The 19976-nt window shown below is 31.0% G+C and carries 17 protein-coding genes and 1 pseudogene; all 18 read left to right on the forward strand.

Features of this window, described 5'->3' with window-relative positions:
* Position 1: 1 nt before the first annotated feature.
* A complete protein-coding gene (locus ACRCJ0_RS00070; protein WP_431389091.1) occupies positions 2-1105 on the forward strand; it encodes a glycosyltransferase in 1104 nt (367 codons plus the stop codon).
* Positions 1106-1149: 44 nt separating this feature from the next.
* Positions 1150-2580 carry an O-antigen polysaccharide polymerase Wzy gene (wzy, locus tag ACRCJ0_RS00075; RefSeq protein ID WP_431389092.1) on the forward strand — a complete coding sequence of 477 codons (1431 nt, stop codon included), beginning with the start codon at positions 1150-1152 and terminating at the stop codon, positions 2578-2580.
* Between the two features lie 12 nt (positions 2581-2592).
* Positions 2593-3636, forward strand: a complete 1044-nt coding sequence (locus ACRCJ0_RS00080) for a glycosyltransferase (RefSeq protein WP_431389093.1) — start codon at positions 2593-2595, stop codon at positions 3634-3636.
* A 3-nt stretch (positions 3637-3639) separates the two neighbouring features.
* Positions 3640-4725, forward strand: a complete 1086-nt coding sequence (locus tag ACRCJ0_RS00085; protein WP_431389094.1) for a polysaccharide pyruvyl transferase family protein — start codon at positions 3640-3642, stop codon at positions 4723-4725.
* Between the two features lie 241 nt (positions 4726-4966).
* A complete protein-coding gene (locus ACRCJ0_RS00090; protein ID WP_431389095.1) occupies positions 4967-5866 on the forward strand; it encodes an SGNH/GDSL hydrolase family protein in 900 nt (299 codons plus the stop codon).
* 11 nt (positions 5867-5877) lie between these two features.
* The gene (locus ACRCJ0_RS00095) at positions 5878-6408 is read left to right on the forward strand and encodes an acyltransferase (protein ID WP_431389096.1); all 531 of its coding nucleotides are present in this window, start codon (positions 5878-5880) and stop codon (positions 6406-6408) included.
* Positions 6409-6438: 30 nt separating this feature from the next.
* Positions 6439-7353: a glycosyltransferase family 2 protein gene (locus tag ACRCJ0_RS00100; protein WP_431389097.1), complete on the forward strand. Its 915-nt coding sequence runs from the start codon at positions 6439-6441 to the stop codon at positions 7351-7353.
* Between the two features lie 54 nt (positions 7354-7407).
* Positions 7408-8433 (forward strand): glycosyltransferase family 2 protein, encoded by a 1026-nt coding sequence (locus ACRCJ0_RS00105; RefSeq protein ID WP_431389098.1) that lies wholly within the window; start codon positions 7408-7410, stop codon positions 8431-8433.
* Between the two features lie 73 nt (positions 8434-8506).
* Complete coding sequence (locus tag ACRCJ0_RS00110; RefSeq protein WP_431389099.1) at positions 8507-9118, forward strand: YdcF family protein; 612 nt, start codon at positions 8507-8509, stop codon at positions 9116-9118.
* A 149-nt stretch (positions 9119-9267) separates the two neighbouring features.
* Positions 9268-10572: pseudogene (locus ACRCJ0_RS00115) on the forward strand (ISL3 family transposase).
* A 299-nt stretch (positions 10573-10871) separates the two neighbouring features.
* Positions 10872-11381, forward strand: a complete 510-nt coding sequence (locus tag ACRCJ0_RS00120) for a methylated-DNA--[protein]-cysteine S-methyltransferase (RefSeq protein ID WP_431389100.1) — start codon at positions 10872-10874, stop codon at positions 11379-11381.
* Positions 11382-12237: 856 nt separating this feature from the next.
* Positions 12238-12867, forward strand: a complete 630-nt coding sequence (locus ACRCJ0_RS00125; protein ID WP_431389101.1) for a sugar transferase — start codon at positions 12238-12240, stop codon at positions 12865-12867.
* Positions 12864-13724, forward strand: a complete 861-nt coding sequence (locus ACRCJ0_RS00130; protein ID WP_431389102.1) for an NAD-dependent epimerase/dehydratase family protein — start codon at positions 12864-12866, stop codon at positions 13722-13724. The genes ACRCJ0_RS00125 and ACRCJ0_RS00130 overlap by 4 nt, the downstream gene beginning before the upstream one ends.
* A 31-nt stretch (positions 13725-13755) precedes the next feature.
* Positions 13756-14766 carry a GDP-mannose 4,6-dehydratase gene (locus tag ACRCJ0_RS00135; RefSeq protein ID WP_431389103.1) on the forward strand — a complete coding sequence of 337 codons (1011 nt, stop codon included), beginning with the start codon at positions 13756-13758 and terminating at the stop codon, positions 14764-14766.
* Between the two features lie 25 nt (positions 14767-14791).
* Positions 14792-15886 (forward strand): glycosyltransferase family 4 protein, encoded by a 1095-nt coding sequence (locus ACRCJ0_RS00140; protein WP_431389104.1) that lies wholly within the window; start codon positions 14792-14794, stop codon positions 15884-15886.
* Between the two features lie 12 nt (positions 15887-15898).
* Entirely contained in the window at positions 15899-16792 is an 894-nt protein-coding gene (locus tag ACRCJ0_RS00145) for an ATP-grasp fold amidoligase family protein (protein ID WP_431389105.1), read from the forward strand.
* Positions 16793-17925: 1133 nt separating this feature from the next.
* On the forward strand, positions 17926-18831 hold the full coding sequence (locus ACRCJ0_RS00150) for a glycosyltransferase (protein ID WP_431389106.1): 906 nt from the start codon (positions 17926-17928) through the stop codon (positions 18829-18831).
* 18 nt (positions 18832-18849) lie between these two features.
* Positions 18850-19962, forward strand: coding sequence for a glycosyltransferase (locus tag ACRCJ0_RS00155; protein ID WP_431389107.1), 1113 nt, complete (start codon positions 18850-18852; stop codon positions 19960-19962).
* The last annotated feature ends 14 nt before the right edge of the window (positions 19963-19976 follow it).

A 19976-nucleotide genomic window follows, 5' to 3' on the forward strand; every position in this document is an offset into this window, starting at 1 on the left:
TATGAAGAAAATATTAAATGTAATTGGGCGATTAAATATAGGTGGCGCAGAAATCAATGCCATGAATATTTTAAGACATATTAATCGGTCAAAGTATGATTATCATTTCTTAGTGTTTGAAGCTGACAAACCGGATGATATGGAAGCAGAAGCCGAAGCATTAGGAGCTACGATTAAAAAGATTCAAGAACCTAAGTTAGGATATAAAACCTTTATAAAAGATTTTGATACCCTATTAAAAAACGAAAAATATGATGTTATACATGTGAATACTTTATGGAATACAGGGTTAATCACACGTATTGCGAAAAAAAATGGGGTAAAAACAAGAATTAGTCACTCACATTCGACTGAAAGTAGTGCAGTAGAAAATTGGAAGTATAAAGCCTATAAACACAGTATGAAAGCTCTCATTAAACAAAATGCGAATTCTTTTATTGCATGTGGTCAAGAGGCTGGTGATTATCTTTATGGAAATCATTTCTTCAAAAATAATGGACATATCATATACAATGGCGTTAATATTGAACAGTTTAGTTTTAATGCTTCAAAAAGAAATGAAACCAGAAAACAATTAGGAATAGCAGAAGACGAATTTATTTTAGGACATGTGGGACGTTTAGCACCTGTAAAAAATCATCAATTCATGCTAAAACTATTTGGTAATCTTGCTGATTCCTATCCGAATGTAAAAATGTTATTTGTGGGTGATGGTCCAGATTACGATGAGATAAAAGAAGTTATTCGTAAGAATCATTGGGAAAACCGTGTTATTTTACTAGGTAAGCGCCAGGATGTAAATGACCTACTGCAGGCTTTTGATTTATTGCTATTCCCGTCAATATTTGAAGGATTTCCATTGAGCTTAGTAGAAGCCCAAGTGAGTGGAATTCCATGTGTTGTATCTACAAATGTTACAGCAGAAGCGCTTTTAAAATCTGATACAATCTTTATTGATTTAGATAAAGAACAAGAATGGGTGGATAATATCATCTACTACATGAAAAATCCTATAGATCGAAAAGCTGTGGATATTCAACGAATTATTGATAATTTTGATGTGAAAGAAATGGCACACAAGTGGGAGGAAATCTATGATGCATAGTTTTTATGTGACTAAAATCATCAGACTGAAGGGTGGTGTTCAGCTTGGTTTTTAACAAAAGCTACCTAAAAACTACTTTATTATATACCCTATTTAATTTATTGATTTTCTTTACTATGTTAAATACAATAGGAAATCATTTTACAAGAAATATTTTAATTATAGCGGGTTTTACGGGTATTCAGTTTCTGTTGAATATATTTAGTTATAGACAGGTTGGTATTAAGATGATGAGTTTAACGGGTGTGTTTACGCTGTTAAACTATGCATTCCATTTGGCACAACCATTTATTATGTTGATAGCACCAAAATATGATTTTGCTTTTGACGCCTCAACTGCTGTATCAAATACAATTTATATTGAATCCTTAGTATATTCAAGCTTAATCATTATGGCCGTTTCTATTGGCGCTATGTTATATAGATCAGCATGTACGAAAAAAGAATATGAAAATATTTCTATTCATCCAAATGAGCGAGTCTTACGAGATGATAATCTATTTCGCATGGGGACTTATATTTTTATCCTTACTTTCCCATTAGAAGGCTACCTGATGATTTCACGGCTCTTAACCGCGGTGCAAGGAGGGTATTTGGACACCTTTAATGTGGAGCTAGGCGGAATTCCTGCTTTTCTAGCGACGTTTTCAATTGTTGGTGTGATTATGATGATTTTAGGCTCGAAAGAAAATATGCAAAGAGGTTGGATGATCTATTTAGCCTATGTCTTCTTTTATGTGGTTGCTATGTTGTCAGGTGGTCGTATGTGGCAAATTATCAAAATATTATTAGTGACAATTTATTTCGTTAAGACTTATGATATTAACTTTACTAAAAAGAATATTTTTTGGATTATGATGCTTGCCTATTTTGGGTCGGGATTCCTTGCAGCCATTGCTGATTTTAGGTCTTATGATTTTTCGAATAATTCCTTTATCCAAGAAGCATTTGTAAATGTATTTCAAAATAACCCGGTTCTAGGGATCTTAGATGAGTTTGGTGGTACTGTTTATACGGTTGGTTTAGTAATGGAGCGAATACCTAATAGTATGAATTTTTCTTGGGGTAGTCAGTTTATTACTGGCTTTGTTAATCTACTACCAAATATTTCAGATAGATTAACGCAAATAGCCAATGATGCCAATTACGTTCTGCAGTTAAATGTACCTGCTATTGGAGGGTCATTTATTGGTGAGGTTTACTACTCATTCCATTATTTTGGCGCTATTTTTGCATTATTTGTTGGTATGTTATCACAATATATTACTGAAAAAATAGATCAAGGTATGGCAAATAAAGATTATACATTTATTATTTATAGTTTATTATTCCAATATTCATTTATTTCTTGGGTTCGTGGATCATCACCGACTTTTTATAGAAATACAATATATAGTATGATTCTAATCTACTTTATTAACAATGTTGTATTTTCAAATAATCGTAAAGTATTTTCCGGAAACTCAGTTAAATAATGGGGGTTAATTTTGACTAAATTAGTATCAATTATTGTACCTATTTATAATGCAGAAAAATTTATAGACCAATGTCTTAACACCATTGTTGACCAAAGCTATCAAAATATAGAAATTATTTTAGTAAATGATGGTTCTACTGATCAATCAATAGATAAATGTATTGTTTGGGAACAAGCGGATAGTCGTATCAGAGTGATTGATCAAGTGAATGGTGGGGTTTCTATTGCTAGAAACAAAGGTATTGATGTTGCTACAGGCGAATTATTATTATTTATAGATGTGGATGACTATATTGAGCAAGAAACAGTTAAAACATTAGTTGAACAGCAATCGCAAACGCAAGCAGATATGGTGATATATGGTTTTTATCGTCATCTGATGGACGGGGCAATTCGAAAAAACGAAGGAAATCAAACGACTAAGATGATGTCTAGTAGCCAATTTCTTAGCCAGTTCTGGCAACATTATGAAGAAGAAATTACCAATACACCTTTTAATAAATTATATAAGAGTCAAATACTGAAAGAGAATCATATTTACTTTCCTGAAGGTATTACGATGGGAGAAGATTTATTATTTAATTTAGATTATTTGGCTTTTACAAAGCAAATATTGATATCTGATTCATATCTGTACCACTATATGATGCATCCTAATCAAGCCACTTTAAAAGTAAGTATAGCTATCTATGAAGATTATATTCACTTCTTTGAAAAGATTGAATCAATTATTCTGACTAAAATATCAGCGGATGACTTCGACTGGAAACACCATTATCATCAATTATTGAAACACATGATTACAGCTATTGAAATGCCATATCGGAGTGATTCTCTGGATAGTAAAGAGCAGAAAGAGCAGCTTTTCAAAATTATTCAAGCTTTTCAAAATAATTTTGAACTGGAAAATTTAATTTCAGAGGATAAACTTGAAAATATCATCAGAAAGTTAATACAAAACCAAAAGTATTATCAACTACATGTTTATTTAAAAACTATCCAAGATAGTAAGAAGGTGGCAAAGAACCTACTTAGTATGACGAGGGGAGGATGAGTTATGAAAGTATTATTGGATATTTATCTAGAAAAGAATTTGGGAGATGACTTATTCTTAGCTTCTGTATTAAAAAGATATCCGCAACATGAGTTTTATACGTTTACACAAATGGATTATTCAGATTATGAAGCAGAATTTTCAAATTTAAAAATTATCAAATATAACAAATATTATAATTATTTAATGGTGAAGACAGGGCAAAAGAATAATCTCATTAAACGTTTCATTAAAGCGAACAAAATTGATGCATTAGCCAGTATTGGGGGCTCTATCTTTATCGAGCATGAAGGCTGGGAAACTAATTATAAGTTACGCAAGGAGTTATGGAATTATTTTTCTAATCTTGGAAAACCGGTTTATATTATCGGCTCTAACTTTGGCCCTTATACTGACGAGGCGTTTCTTGATGCTTATCGATCATTACTTGCTACTGTAACAGATGTTTGTTTCCGTGATGAAGCGTCATACAATCTGTTCAAAGATTTGAAAAATATACGAATTGCACCGGATGCAATATTCTCTTATAAGCTTAAGCATGAGCAAATAGAAGAGAATTCCTTAGGTATTTCTGTTATAGATCTGAAAAACCGACCGGATTTAGCAAAATACAGTGATGAATACGAGACAAAATTGGTGAATATAATTTATGCAGCTCTAGACGCTGAAAAGAAAATTTATCTCTATTCTTATTGTAAAGCCGAAGGGGATGAAGTTGCGATAGAGCGAATAAAAAATACTTATTTCGCTGATAATGCGCAGGTTATACCATATTATTATGAGCAAAATTTAGGGGCATTTATGAAGAAATTTTCTCGGATGGAGTCTATGATTGCCACAAGATTTCATTCAATAGTCCTTTCTATGGTACTCGATATCCCATTTTTTGCGATTAATTATAGTAAAAAATCAGATAATCTACTAAATGATTTTGATGTACCTGTTCAAATTAAGCATATACAAAAGCTTTCGGAAGTTGAAGAAAACCACATATTTGACTATATGAATAGAAAAGATGATATATCTAAAATTGTGGAGAATGCAGAGAAGCAATTTGCTGCACTCGACTTATTGCTGTCTAAGAGCTAAATTATTTATACGCCGGAGTAGCATCATGTACTCTGGTTTTCTTTTTGTATATTTGATTGTGAATAAATTATATTATAAATCTATTGAATATAATTCCTATAGCATTTAAATTATTATACGATATAATATAGTAAGAGAATGTGTACAATTATTGATTAAATTTAGGAAAAAGCAAAATATATATGATCAGTAGAAAACGTTATCATTACAGTTAAATAAGTTATATTAAGGGAGGGATATTTTGATCAATTTATCAAAATTTAAGTTATTAAGCAGATATGTAGGACTAATACTTTTGGTTAGTGTGCTGTTGGTCTCTTGTGAAAAAGGCAACAATGTTGGTGGGTCTAACAATAATAGTGCTGATGAGGCAGTGAGTGAAGAAGGTAAAAGTGTTGAAAATAAAAATATAGAGGATATGAATATTGTTTTCTTAGGTGATTCCATTACACAAAATTTTGAAAGTAATGGAACGTCTTTTCCGGATATTGTAAAACAAGAAACAGGGGCTAATACCATTAACATGGGATTTGGTGGAACGGCCATGAGTAAACATAGTTCAGAAGCCTTTGATGCTTTTTCTTTTTATCAATTAGCAGAGGCAGTTACACAAGGAGACTATGCCCTTCAAGAGGATGCACTGAATGATGATGAGATTCCTACTTACTTTGAGGAGAAACTTGAGGAATTAGAAAATATTGATTGGCAGAATGTAGATATTATCGTAATTGAATACGGTGCCAATGATTGGGGGAAACCAATTACAAATGAGTCAGATACATATGATGTCAATACCTTTATGGGTGCAGGTAGAAGTGGTATGGATAAGCTATTAGCTAAATATCCTCATCTTCAATTTATGATGATTCCAGGAATCTATCGTTATTGGCCAGACTATAATAATGTAGACACAGATTCATCTGTGAACGATCTTGGGCTACATCCCTATGAATATTCTGATGCAATGAGTGATTTAGCTAAGGAATATAAATTTCCAGCAGTCGATAGTTTATATGGTCTAGGGATTAATAAATATAATCGAGAACTTTACTTTGATGGGGTCGATGGGACGCACCCAAATCAAGCTGGGACAAATAAATTAGGTAATCTAGTAGCAAATACCTTGATGTTTTATTATTAATGGGAGTACTAATGATGAAAAGAATGATTTATAAAGCTTTATATAAATATATTGGGGGTATTTTACCGGTATCAGACGCACGTCTTTCATTTGGGGCAAAACAATTTCGTGGTGCAATGACACGAGGATTTGTTACAAAAGCTGGGAAAAATATCAATATTGAGAAAGGCGCTATTTTTGATTCAAGTATAGAAATTGGAAATAATTCTGGTATTGGGATTGATAGCCAATTATACGGAAAAGTCATTATTGGAAATGATGTCATGATGGGGCCAGAGGTATTCATTTATACAGCGAATCATAAGTATCAAAGACTTGATATACCAATGAATGTGCAGGGGCATGAAGATGAAAATCCAGTAGTCATTGGAAATGATGTTTGGATTGGTAGCCGTGTAACAATTCTACCCGGGAAACGAATTGGGAATGGTGTAATTATTGGTGCCAGTTCTGTTGTCACTAAAGATATTAATGACTACGAAATAGTAGCGGGAAATCCTGCTAGGGTAATTGGTTATAGGCAGATAACTGCTGAAAAATAATCGGTTTATTGATGAATATTGGGTATTTTAATGGGAGAAAAGAAAATGGTTATGATAACAATTATTACGCCAGCCTATAATCGGGCGACTATGTTACCTAAACTGTATGCGTCACTACAAGACCAGACGAATACTAATTTTCAATGGTTAGTAGTAGACGACGGTAGCACAGATGACACAAAGGAAGTCATGAAAAACATTCAAGAGCATTCACAAGATGATTTTGAAATAACTTTTGTGAGTAAGCAAAATGGTGGAAAACATACTGCATTGAACTATGGGCATCATTATATTTCAGGAGATTATACATTAGTAGTTGATAGTGATGATAAATTGTATCCTGAAGCCATAGAGGTTATTATCGAGGAAATTACAACAACCCAGAATAAAGATAAAATTGGTTGGTTTGCATTTTTAATGGGAGATGAAAACCGGAATCTCTTAGATACTCCTTATGAGCATAATCATGAAAGAATTACCTATGTCGATTATTTAAATAGGGGACGAAAAGGTGAATGTGCTGATGTATACTTAACCAAAGCATTTACAGCACATCCATATCCAGAAGTTGAAAATGAAAAATTTGTCTCAGAGAGCTATCTAAATATACAAGCTGCACTTTTTGGTGGATATGAAATGATTACCATTAATCGACTCATTAAGGAAGCTGAGTATCAAGAGGGTGGTTTAACTAGTTTAGGACGCATGCTACAACTATCGAGTCCTATTGGGAATGCATTGTTATGGCGTCCAGTAGTCAATAAGCCATTTAGCCTGCCAATGCGGTTTAAAGGGAATTTATTATTTACAGTTTATTCACTTTTTGGCCGTAAAAAGTTAAAACAAATTATTAAAAAAAGTGCAAATAAGACTTTGACAATTATCAGCTTACCTTTTAGTTATATACTTTATTTCTATTGGAAAAGAAAATTTAAACAAATATAATTTTAGAAATCAACTTAGCATAATTCTTGAAAGGCGGGATCCATCATAGAACCATTGGTTTCCATTATCGTACCTGTATACAATGCAGCATCATACTTATCAAAATGTATTACCTCTATATTAAATCAAAGCTATCAAAATCTTGAATGTATTCTAGTTAATGATGGATCAATCGACAATTCTCTTGACATTTGTCTTGAATGGGCAAGGAAAGATACAAGAGTTCAAGTGATAGATCAAAAGAATGGTGGTGTATCAGTTGCTCGAAATCAAGGAATTCAAGCTAGTAGGGGTGAATTTATCTTATTTGTCGATAGTGATGATACGATCGATCGCAATACAGTGAGTTATCTGGTAAAAGAGCAGGCAGTAGAGAATGTTGATATTGTTGTATTTGGCTTGGTTCGTCATTTTAGAGATGGTCATACCACGAAAAGTTCGGGTACACACACAAAGAGAAAATTATCGTTTGATGATTTTATGGCCAACTTTTGGGATAATTATGAAGCTGAATTGACTAATTCGCCAACAAATAAATTATTTAAAACAAACATCATAAAGCAAAATCAGATAGAATTCCCTTTAGGTATGAAGATGGGGGAAGACTTGCTTTTCAACCTAGCTTATTTAGAATATGTAAAAGAAATATTTGTGACCGATCAACACTTCTATCACTATCAACTGCATGACGGTCAAGCTACATTTAATATAGATTTGCGGGTAGCAGATGATATGATTATATTTCTAACTAAAATTGATAGATTAAAGCATCAAGTAGAGTCCCAAAGTGATTGTAAAGTAAATTGGCAGGAACATTATTATCAAATATTTAAACATATACTAACTGCAATAAATATGGGGTATAGAAGTACTTTATCTGCTGAGGAACAAAAGCAATATTTAGCATCTGTTGTTCAACAATTTGATCAGCAATTTGATCTGAAAAAATTAGTTGGAGAAACCAGAAATGAACAGATAATATGTTCTATGATTAAAGAAAAGCGGTTTAATCAATTACATACTTATTTAAGAATTACACATGCAACGAAGCAGTTGGCTAAACGTATAATAAAAAAATGAGTGTGAGGTCATGGTTAAATAAAAATTATGGATTGATTGATATATATTAGTGTTTAATTATATAGGAGGGCTCATGAGAAATTCAAATCATTGGATAGCTTTTGCATTTGTCATGGGCTTGTTATTTTTAAGTAGTTTTATCACAATAATACTTAGCCTCAATCAAGGTGAAGATCCGGTTGCATCGGATATCATTGTTGTCTTGCAGGGGTCTACCAACTTTGAAAGAGAACGAGTGGCTGTAAGTTTATTAAGTGAAGGATATAGTAAATCAAATAAGATAATTGTTTCACCATTAACTAGTACGGACCACACTATTTATTCAGAGCGTGGAGTATTGGATAATCAAATTATTGATGAAGGACAAGCTACTACCACCTATACGAATGCTACCAATACATTAAGATTGTTAGACGAAATGAGATTAAAATCGGCAATAATTTTAACTTCAGATTATCATACACTCCGAACTAAAATGATTTTTAATCGCGTAATGCAAGAAGAACAGTACGATATCAAATTAACATTCGTAGGAGCAAACCATCGATTATTAGATCAAAATGGGTATGATTATGGTTTTGGTCCATGGTATAAAGCCAGCAACGAAGTCAAGAAGAATGCATTAACTGAATATTTTAAATTCATTGGTTATTATTTTAGATTATATAATTTAAGTTTAGATTAAAATGATGGCTCTACAATATAGGCTCTACAATATATAAGACTGATGACTTCAAAAAAGTCATTGGTTCTATATTTTTTTTACAAAAAAAAAGAGGAATCTCCATTATCATAAAGTTAACGACAACCATGATAAGATAGGAGATTCCCCGTATGAATAAGTTTATCAATACCACGTTGCAATTGAAAGATGAAAATATAATTTTCGAAGATAAAGTTGAAGAAATGACAGTTAAGAATATAAAGTCACTGATCTATTTCGGCAAGTTAGATGTAAATCCTCTGTATTGTCCAGCCTGCGGCTGCATTAAACAAGGAAATAGTCTCGTTAAGAATGGATCTAAAAAATCAAGAATTACGCTAACAAAGATATCAGGGTTACCTGCTTACCTTAAATTAAGAAAACAACGCTATCACTGTAGAGAATGTGATAGCTACTTCACTGCTAAATCAGAGATAGTCGGTGATAACTGTTTTATTTCTAAGCGCGTTAAACGGATGGTGTTAGACTTTGCAACCAATGCGTTGACATTGAAGCATATTGCAGAGACATGCAACGTTTCTGATCATACAGTTCAACGGGTAATTAATGGTGCTGGTAAAGACCTTAAACCTAGCATCTTCGATGCATTACCAGAGCATATTGCTTTCGATGAATTCAAAGGTGTAAAGCATGCCGAAGGTAATATGAGCTTTGTTTTTATAGATAATACGAATTCACAGATTGTTGATGTGCTGGGAGATCGCAGAAAATTCAAGCTACGTGATTACTTTTTTGCCTATCCGTTGAAAACTCGTCAGAAAGTTCAAACAGTTACAATGGACATGTATATGCCTTATATGGAAGTTGTTAGAGAGGTATTTCCCAACGCCAAAATCATTATTGATCGCTTCCACTTAGTTCAAGCATTAAATCGAGAATTGAATAAGTTACGTATTGAAGTAATGAATATCTTCAGAGTTCCTGACCATAAATTGTACAACAAGTATAAAGGGTATTGGCGACTATTCTTACTGCCCCGAGAAAGCCTAAGCTCATGGGATTATCAATCATTCAAGTTATTCGATTGGCTTACGAATACCGGTGGTATTTTAGATTATTTACTGGATAAGAATCCATTATTAAAAAACACCTATAATGTCGTCCATAACTTGCGTGAGGCACTCCAAGAGAATGATTCTGAAGCATTTAAAGCGCAGTTAGCGCAGTCCAAATTAGTTAGATTACCAAGCGGACTATGACGAGTGCTGCGTACATTTATCAAACTTCAGAGATATATCGGGCATACTTTCAAATATAAACACTTAACGAATGGCCGAATAGAAGGTTTGAATAATAAAATTAAGGTCTTAAAACGGATAGCCTATGGATACCGAAACTTCCAAAATTTTAGAACTAGAATATTAATGACGAACAAGCTATATCTAAATGAAATACCGGTAGTACAAGCAGCCTAAGGGTTGCTCTGAAAGCATAGTATAAAGATGAAAATGAATAATGGAAAAGAGTATATAAAAAAACAGGTAATCTAATGATTACCTGGCAGATATTACTCATCAGACCTATTTGACGAAGAGCCTTTTTATTCGTCTAAAGCCGTTTGTTGCTTAACTTTTTGACAGTGTACCTTTAATGAAATGACAAAATTCATAAACGGGAAAACATATCAACCTGGTATATATACCAGTAAAGAATGACTCGCTAACGACTAGGACTCTGTTATAATATAAAGCATCATATTTAAAGGAGTTCTCTCATGTTATATAAACACTCTTATCAATTTGAATTAGGAATGATTACATTATTAGCGAACGACCATGGATTATTAGGAACATGGTTTAAAAATCAAGCAAATTATGGCGGTACATTTGATCTCAATAAGATTGAACCTATTGCAGAATTTCAGCAATCAATGATTATCAATGAAGCGGTAAAATGGTTAAACGCATACTTTGCCAAGCAACAACTTGAAACAATCGATTTTCAATTAATGCCTCAAGGCACCGCTTTCCAACTAGATGTGTGGACTGAACTACAAAAGATTTACTATGGACAAGTTATTACTCTAGACCAATTATCTGATAGAATTGCGGCTAGACAAACTAAAGGGCGAGGATCAGTAAATGCGATAATTGGTGCAGTAACAGGTAGTCCAATAGCCGTTATAATCCCAAGTCACCGCATCTTGATATCAAGCAATCAATCATGGAATCTACTTGCCACAAATTACTTAGGACATGTACTAAGAGAATTTGAAAGCCATTAATAAAAAAGCATCAAAACCAGTAGAGAAATGGGTTTGATGCTTTTTTAAGTGTGGTACTTAATGAATATTTCGGAGAAGCAGATGATATGGTTCACATATATGACAATCCGTTCAAAGAGTCTGGAATTTAGGCTAAGATACTGTTGTTAGAGCCATAGTTGAATCACTAGGAACTTCACTTACAATAAATCTTGTTAGTGAATAGCTTTGTATGAAGTTTTTTCTCCATACTCATTGATATGTACATGACTTTCAAATACCTCATTTCGTGCATCGCTTTCTAATAGCATTATTCCCAAACATTTATTTAATAAATATTTATACTAAATTGGACTTATTTTTATTTATATCATAAGATTTCAGAATAATTTAACCAATATTTAGCAAAGAATGAAAATTATACCTAAGACGTAATGTTTTTTTGCTATAATAATGAAGAATTGCCTAAAATAGAGTGGAGGTCGAGAGTTTATACCTCACTTGATGGAAACATTTATTGCTGAATATGGTACTTCAAATGACTAAAGAAAGGACAGGTCATCTTTAAGCATCTGTACACTCGACGCCTATTTTATTGTTAAGGTGGAAGCGTAACAGAAATGGCTTTAGATTATAATGTAGATTTGGTTTATACGCCAAGTGAAGATCATTCCGTACAAAGTCTGAGCCTAAATTTCCGTGACAAGGAAATTTTTTCATATAGTCATGATTTAGCCTATATCCCCAGTTTAGGGGGAACTTATAGTTACAAACATTAGTAATTTTCCCATGTAAATGTAACCAGTATGATATTAGGACAATAGTAACTTAGAATGCAACTTCAAAAAATTTAAATAAGTTAGATTAGAGGAATAGAATGTATAAATATTTAAAAAGACCACTAGATTTTTTAATATCATTGATAGCTTTAGCAATATTATGGCCTATATTTTTAATTATTGCCTTATGGATTAAGTTAAATTCTAAAGGTCCAGTCTTTTTCCGACAAAAAAGAGTAGGTAAGAATAAAGAATTATTTGAAATTTATAAGTTTAGATCAATGAGAAATGATACACCATCAGATATGCCTACTCATCTGTTAGATGACCCAGATGCGTTTATTACGAGCTCAGGGAAATTCTTAAGGCAAACAAGCTTAGATGAATTACCTCAATTAATTAATATTATTAAAGGTGACATGGCCATCATAGGGCCAAGACCTGCTCTATGGAATCAATATGATTTAATCAAAGAACGTGATAAATATGGTGCAAATGATGTAAGACCTGGATTAACAGGATGGGCACAAATTAATGGCCGTGATGAACTTGAAATCCCAGTTAAGGCAAAACTTGATGGAGACTACATTCAAAATATTTCAATCCTATTCGATTTAAAATGTTTCATTGGTACGATTACTAGCGTTTTGAGAAGTGATGGAGTGGTCGAAGGTGGAACAGGTGTCATAGAAAAAGCCAAACAAGATGTGAAGGATGATCAGTCATGAAAAAAATCTTAATCACCGGCCAAAATTCATATATTGGTAATAAATTTGAGGAATGGGTTATCCAATGGCCAGATGAATACCATATCACTAAGATATCTGTTAGAAATGATGATTGGAAAAATCAAAATTGGGGTATTTACGATGTGGTATTAAATGTAGCAGGAATTGCGCACAATTCATCCGATAAATCTTTAGAGGAGCTTTATTACCAGGCAAATAAAGATTTAACAATTGATTTGGCATCTAAAGCTAAGAGTGATGAAGTGAAACAATTCATTCATCTTTCCTCGATGATTGTGTATGGTGGGAGTAAAATGATAAATGGCATGATAACAAAAGATACCTTACCTAAACCAGCTAATTTCTATGGTGATAGTAAATTACAGGGTGAATTAGGCATTCAACCATTGTCCGATGAAAAATATAAAGTAGCAATTGTTCGTCCACCAATGATTTATGGGAGAGGATCTAAGGGAAATTATCCTTTATTGTCAAAACTAGCACGAAAAACACCAATATTTCCAGATTTTAAAAATCAACGAAGTATGTTATATATTGACAATCTAAACGAGTTTTTAAGATTGCTCATAGATAATCAAGATGAAGGCGTATTCCATCCTCAAAATGCAGAATATGTGGTAACAAGTGAGTTAGTTCGAGAAGTTGCAAAAGCACACAATCATAAAACTATTTTTACAAAGATTGGTAACCCAATTGTTGCTGGATTGCGTAACAAAATTTCCTTATTCAATAAAGTTTTTGGAAATCAAACATATGATAAAAAAATGGACAATTATCATAAAGGAATGTATCAAATACGTGATTTCAAAGAATCAATAAAACAAACGGAACAGTAACATTATTAAAGTTAAAAGAAAGAGGTTTTACATGAAAAAGATTCTAATTACAGGTGTAGCAGGATTTATTGGGTCATTCTTGGCGGCAGAATTACTAAAAGAGAACAATGAAATTTTAGGAATAGATAATCTTAATGATTATTATGATGTGAATTTAAAATTAGAGAGATTGAACAGGATCAATGCTAACTCTCAATTTAAATTTATTAAGATGGATATATCTGATAAGGAAAAAGTTATGAGGTTATTTGAAACTCATAACCCAGATATAGTTATTAACTTGGCCGCTCAGGCTGGGGTACGTTATTCAATTGATAATCCAGATGTTTATATACAAAGTAATGTGATAGGCTTCTATAATATTTTAGAAGCTTGTCGTCGATATCCAGTAGAACATCTGTTATATGCATCATCAAGTTCAGTATACGGGAATAATAAGAAAGTACCGTTTGAAGAATCCGATTCGGTAGACCACCCAGTTTCTTTATATGCAGCCACAAAAAAATCAAATGAGTTAATGGCTAGTACCTATAACCATCTATACAATATACCTATATCAGGCTTACGATTTTTTACAGTCTATGGCCCAATGGGAAGGCCAGATATGGCTTATTTTAAATTTGCAAATATGTATTTCAATGAAGAAACTATTCATATTTATAATAATGGTGACTTTGAACATGATTTGTATCGTGATTTCACATACATTGACGATATCGTAAAAGGTATTGTTTCATTGATTTCAAATCATCCTTATAATCAAAATTTGGTAGCAGGACATGAAGTTTATAATATTGGAAATAGTAATCCAGAAAAATTAATGGTATTCATCACGAGCTTAGAGAAAGCTTTAAGTAAATCATTAAATCGCGAAATTAAATTTAAGAAAGAATTTGAACCAATTAAACCGGGAGATGTTCCTGCTACATATGCTTCCACAGATAAATTATTAAAAAAAGTAGGTTTTAAACCAGAAACAACTATTCAAGATGGTCTGCAAAAATTTACAGATTGGTATGTCGAATATTTCAACAAAAAATAGTGATTCATAAGAGCAGGAGATGCTAATGAAGAAAAAAATTTTATTTTTAGTTAATCATGAAATTGTAATTTATAATTTTAGGAAAGAAATAGTTGAACGTTTTATAAAGGAAGGATTTGAAGTAATAATTTCATCACCTAGTGGCGATAAAATTGATGAGCTTGTTAAGATGGGATGCATTCATGAAGAAATACAGATGGATAGACATGGAGTAAATATATTAGAGAATTATAAATTATATAACTCATATGTGAGCCTATTCAAAAAAATTAAACCTGATATTATTCTAGGTTTTACAATTAAGCCTAATATTTTTGGATCTTTAGCAGCTAGAAAACTTAAAATTCCTTTTGTTGCTAATATTACTGGATTAGGATCAGCAGTTGAAAATCCTGGTATTATGCAAAAAATAACAGTTTTATTATATAAATCTGCATTCACAAATATTCAAACGGTATTTTTTCAAAATGAGGCCAATCGCCAATTTTTTGTTGATAAAAATATTGCAATACAAAAACATAAGATGTTACCAGGCTCAGGAGTAAATTTAAAACAATTTATACCGTTAGATTATCCACCAAAAGATACAATTGAATTTGTATTCATTTCGCGCATAATGAAAGAAAAGGGTATTGATCAGTATTTAGAAGCAGCAGAATTTATTACAAAAAAATATTCAAATACTAAATTCCACATTTGTGGTTTTTGTGAAGAAAAATATGAGGAGATTCTTGAAAAGGAACAAAAAAAAGGAAATATTGTTTATCATGGGATGATTAAGGACGTTCGTCAAATTTTAAAACAAACTCATTGCACAGTGCATCCAACATATTATCCTGAGGGACTTTCCAATGTGTTGTTAGAAAGTGCGGCTAGTGAAAGACCAATTATTACCACTAACAGAAGTGGTACAAAGGAAGTAGTAGATGACGGAGTTAATGGTTATTTAATAAAACATAAAAATACAAAAGATCTGATTGAAAAAATCGAAAAATTTATACAGTTATCTTATGAAGAAAAAATAAATATGGGCAAATTTGGAAGAAACAAAGTCAAGAATCAATTTGATAGAGAGATTGTTATCGAAGCGTATTTAAAAGAAGTACAACTAGCATTCTAGATGGGAGAAAACATGAACGGATATAAGAAATTGATTACAAATCAAGAAACTAGATTAAAATTGTTAAGGATTTTAAAATTCATTCCAGATAAATTAATGATAGAAATTCAATATCTTTTGAAACTTGGTAGAAAATTAAATTTGAAAGACCCTCAAAGATTTACTGAAAAATTACAGTGGTATAAAATAAACTATAGAGATAATTTATTAACAATAGGTGCTGATAAATACAAAGTCAGAGAGTATGTTGAGAGTAAAGGATTGCACCGGATTCTAAATAAATTGTATAAAGTTTACAGTAATCCATATGAAATAAATGTGAGTGATTTGCCTGAAAAATTTGTGATAAAAACTAATAATGGTAGTGGAACAAATTATTTTGTAAAGGATAAAAATTTTTTTGATCTGCCAAGAATTCAAGAGGAACTAAATATTTGGTTAAACCGAGACGTATATTCCACGGGGAGAGAGTGGTCATACAAAAATATAGAGCCGGTAATTATTGTAGAAGAACTGCTAGAAGAAGACAATAATTTTGAAGGAATAAACGACTATAAAATTTTGTGTTTTAATGGTAAGCCAATGTATATAATTTTGGATGTCGACAGATTTAATGGGCATAAACGAAATATTTATGACTTAAATTGGAATCTTTTGGATGTGACTACAGATAAACCAAATATTAAGAATGATATTCCAAAACCAGAAGGGCTAGAGGAATTAGTTGAGGTTGCAAGAATTTTGAGTGAGGATTTTCCTTTTGTAAGAGTTGATTTATATTATGTGAACAAAAAGATTTATTTTGGTGAATTAACTTTTTACCCTTGGACAGGATATGTTGAATTTAACCCGGATAGTTTTGATTTTGAATTAGGAAATAAATTCGTTTTACCTACAAAAAATTAATTTTAAGCATAACCGAAAAAAATAGATGGGTTATCACTGTTTGATCTTATGTAATTTTTAATTATTAGCAAAGTTTTATTGTTAATTTGAATAAATCAAATTTTAAATTAAAAGCATTTATTATGATCTGATTTTCAATAAGAATCTTAATTTTTATAGTTGTTATAAATTTGCCCGCTTGGTTAAAGAAAGTCATATTGACTTGCGTTGTTAAGTATACATATCTGTATATCTGGCAATTTAAGTATTAAATAAGTCTAATGTAAAGTACTTTCTAGATGACAATAGTAATATTTAGATTAAGCGTTTCCCTTAAATTTATCATAATAGGATATGGGGCACGGGTAAAAAAAATTCAATAGTATCAGCACAACTTATGTTCCATGCTATTTTAATAATTAAATTTTTCTAACATTCAAAAATTCCCAAGAATAATTTACTTTGTTTAAAGAAAGTACAATGAATCATTAATAATAAAATTTTAAAATGATAACCTATAGAGATACCAGATATATGAAAATACCTTATTCCAAAATAATACAAATTTCAGATGTTGATGTAGATTTTAATGAAATAAATAAAGTTAAACCTTGAATACTTTCAGAAATTCTAAATAATGAAATCCATTGAAGAATTGAATTTTAGGATAATTTACACAGAAAAATAACTTATTAGGATAATTTTAAATATACGAACTTACAACATTTATTGTATGAAATTGAACATCAAAAGTACAAATCAATCAGTTAGAAGGATTAAAAACGTTTTTTTTGTGTATCGCCAATAATGCACAATATATGTGGCTGAATCTGATTGAAGTATTATTCATGAAGAAGAAAAGGCCTGAAATTAGTAGAAGTAGAGTCAAGAAATATTATATTAGCATTAAGTAATTTTATTTTAATTTTAAAAAACTATTTAATATCTTCAATAGCTGGTTTTAACCTAAATAACCCTGAAAATTTAGCCAATATAGTAGAGATGAAAAGTGATTTTTGAAGTTGAAGCAAATCATAGAATTACACTAGATATTCAAAGAATAGTAGCAAAATTCTTATTGATGCTGTAAATACTAAAAATTAGAGAAATATTTAATAATTGTTTATTGAAAGTAATAAGGAAGGGGATATCTCTTGCAAAATATTCAAGTAGTAATGTCAACTTATAATGGTGAAAAGTATTTATTAGATCAAATAGAAAGTATCATGAAACAAAAGAACGTAAATGTATTTTTAGCAATACGGGATGATGGATCATCCGATGGTACTGTAAAAATATTAAAAAATATTCAAGAAAATGAAAATATAACAGTACATTTTGGGAAAAATGTAGGTTATAAAAAAAGTTTTTTATGGCTATTGAATGAATACAAACATTCTTCACCATATATATCTTTCGCAGATCAGGATGATATATGGTTACCAAATAAATTGGAAAAGGCTATAAGTATGTTAGAACCAAGCAAATCCAATAAATATTCTTTATATTATTCAGGTTTAAATGTAGTAGACGATGAACTGAATGAAATTGGAGAAAAAAAACTTAATGATAGACGATTAACTCTAGGAAGTTCTATAAGCAGAAGCAATATTCCGGGATGTACCATGGTTTTTAACCAACAGCTTGCAGAAAAAGTATCTTTATTTGGGGATGATTATGATATTGCACATGATGCATTAGTCCAATTAGTCTGTTTAAGTTTAAATGGAACTATTCTTTATGATGATAAATCTTATATTTTATATAGAAGACATGATTCAGTAGTTACCAATACAGGTACAGGTTTTGTAAAAATGATTATAGCTGAGCTTAATAACGCTAGTAATAAGAAGAATTCTAAAATTAAGTATGCTAGAGCCATTTTGCAAACACTTAAAGATGAAATTCCACAAGATAGAAAAAAACTATTGAAAACTATATCGAACTACAAAACCAACAAAAAATATTGGTTTTCTCTTTTAAAGTTAACAGAAATTAAAACTGGTAATAAAATTATAGATTTATATACTTTTTTTTCAGTGTTGTTAAGAAAGTACTGATAAGAGAGGTGAAATAAAATGAGAAAACTACTATTTGTAACTAGAGAGTCCAAAAATTCAAAATCAATTGGGTTATGGAAAAAAAATGTTAATCAAATGAACTTTTTTACTGAGAGCGGATTTAAAGTTGAATATTTCCATTTGGAATCACATGATAATATATACGTAAATTTTCTTTTTAAAAATGCTCCAATAATTTCTCCGTATAAATGGGATAAATTATTGCAAGTAAAACGGGATATTGATGTAATTTATATCCGGTATCCTATGGGTGATCGTAAAATGATAGATGTTCTGAGGGAACTTAAATATAAATTCCCTAACTTAAAAATATTAATTGAAATTCCAACATATCCCTATTTAGATGAATTAACTAATAAAAAAATTTCGTTTTTTTATATCAGAAAAGATAACTTTGCAACCCAAAATTTATATAAGTATGTGGATAGAATTATAACTTTTTCTAATGATGATGAAATTTGGGGAATTCCTACATTTAAAATTTCAAATACCGTAAATTTTGAAAAAATTTCATCTATAAAAAAACCTGTATCAAATAACTGTATTAATCTAATTGCTGTTGCAACATTTGGAAAATGGCATGGATACGATAGAGTAATTCATGGATTAGCTAAATATTATGAAGGTAGAGAAAAAAACAATGAAAAGATAAAGTTACATTTAGTAGGGACAGGTAAAATTTTGTGCAAATATAAGCAAATAGTAAAAGATAAAAATTTGCAGAATATTGTTTTATTTCATGGACTAAAAAACGGAAATGAATTGGATCAGTTATACGAAATAGCGGATATTGCTTTAGATTCAATGGGACGACATAGAAGTAATGTTTTTTATAATAGTACATTGAAAGGGAAAGAATACGGCGCAAAAGGATTACCAATAGTATCAGGCGTTAAAACGGAATTAGATAATTTTCAAAATTTTCCATATTATTTGAGGGTGCCAGCAGATGATTCGCCAATTAATATTGAAGAAATTATAAAGTTTTATAATGAAATTTTCGAAAATAAAGATAAGAGTGAAATTATTAAGGAAATTAGAAGTTTTAACGAGAAAGAATTCAATGTTTACAAAGTTTGGCGGAATGTTATAGACTTCATAAATTTATAAAAATAAATAGGAGG

This window comes from Aerococcus sp. L_32, from assembly GCF_050689315.1.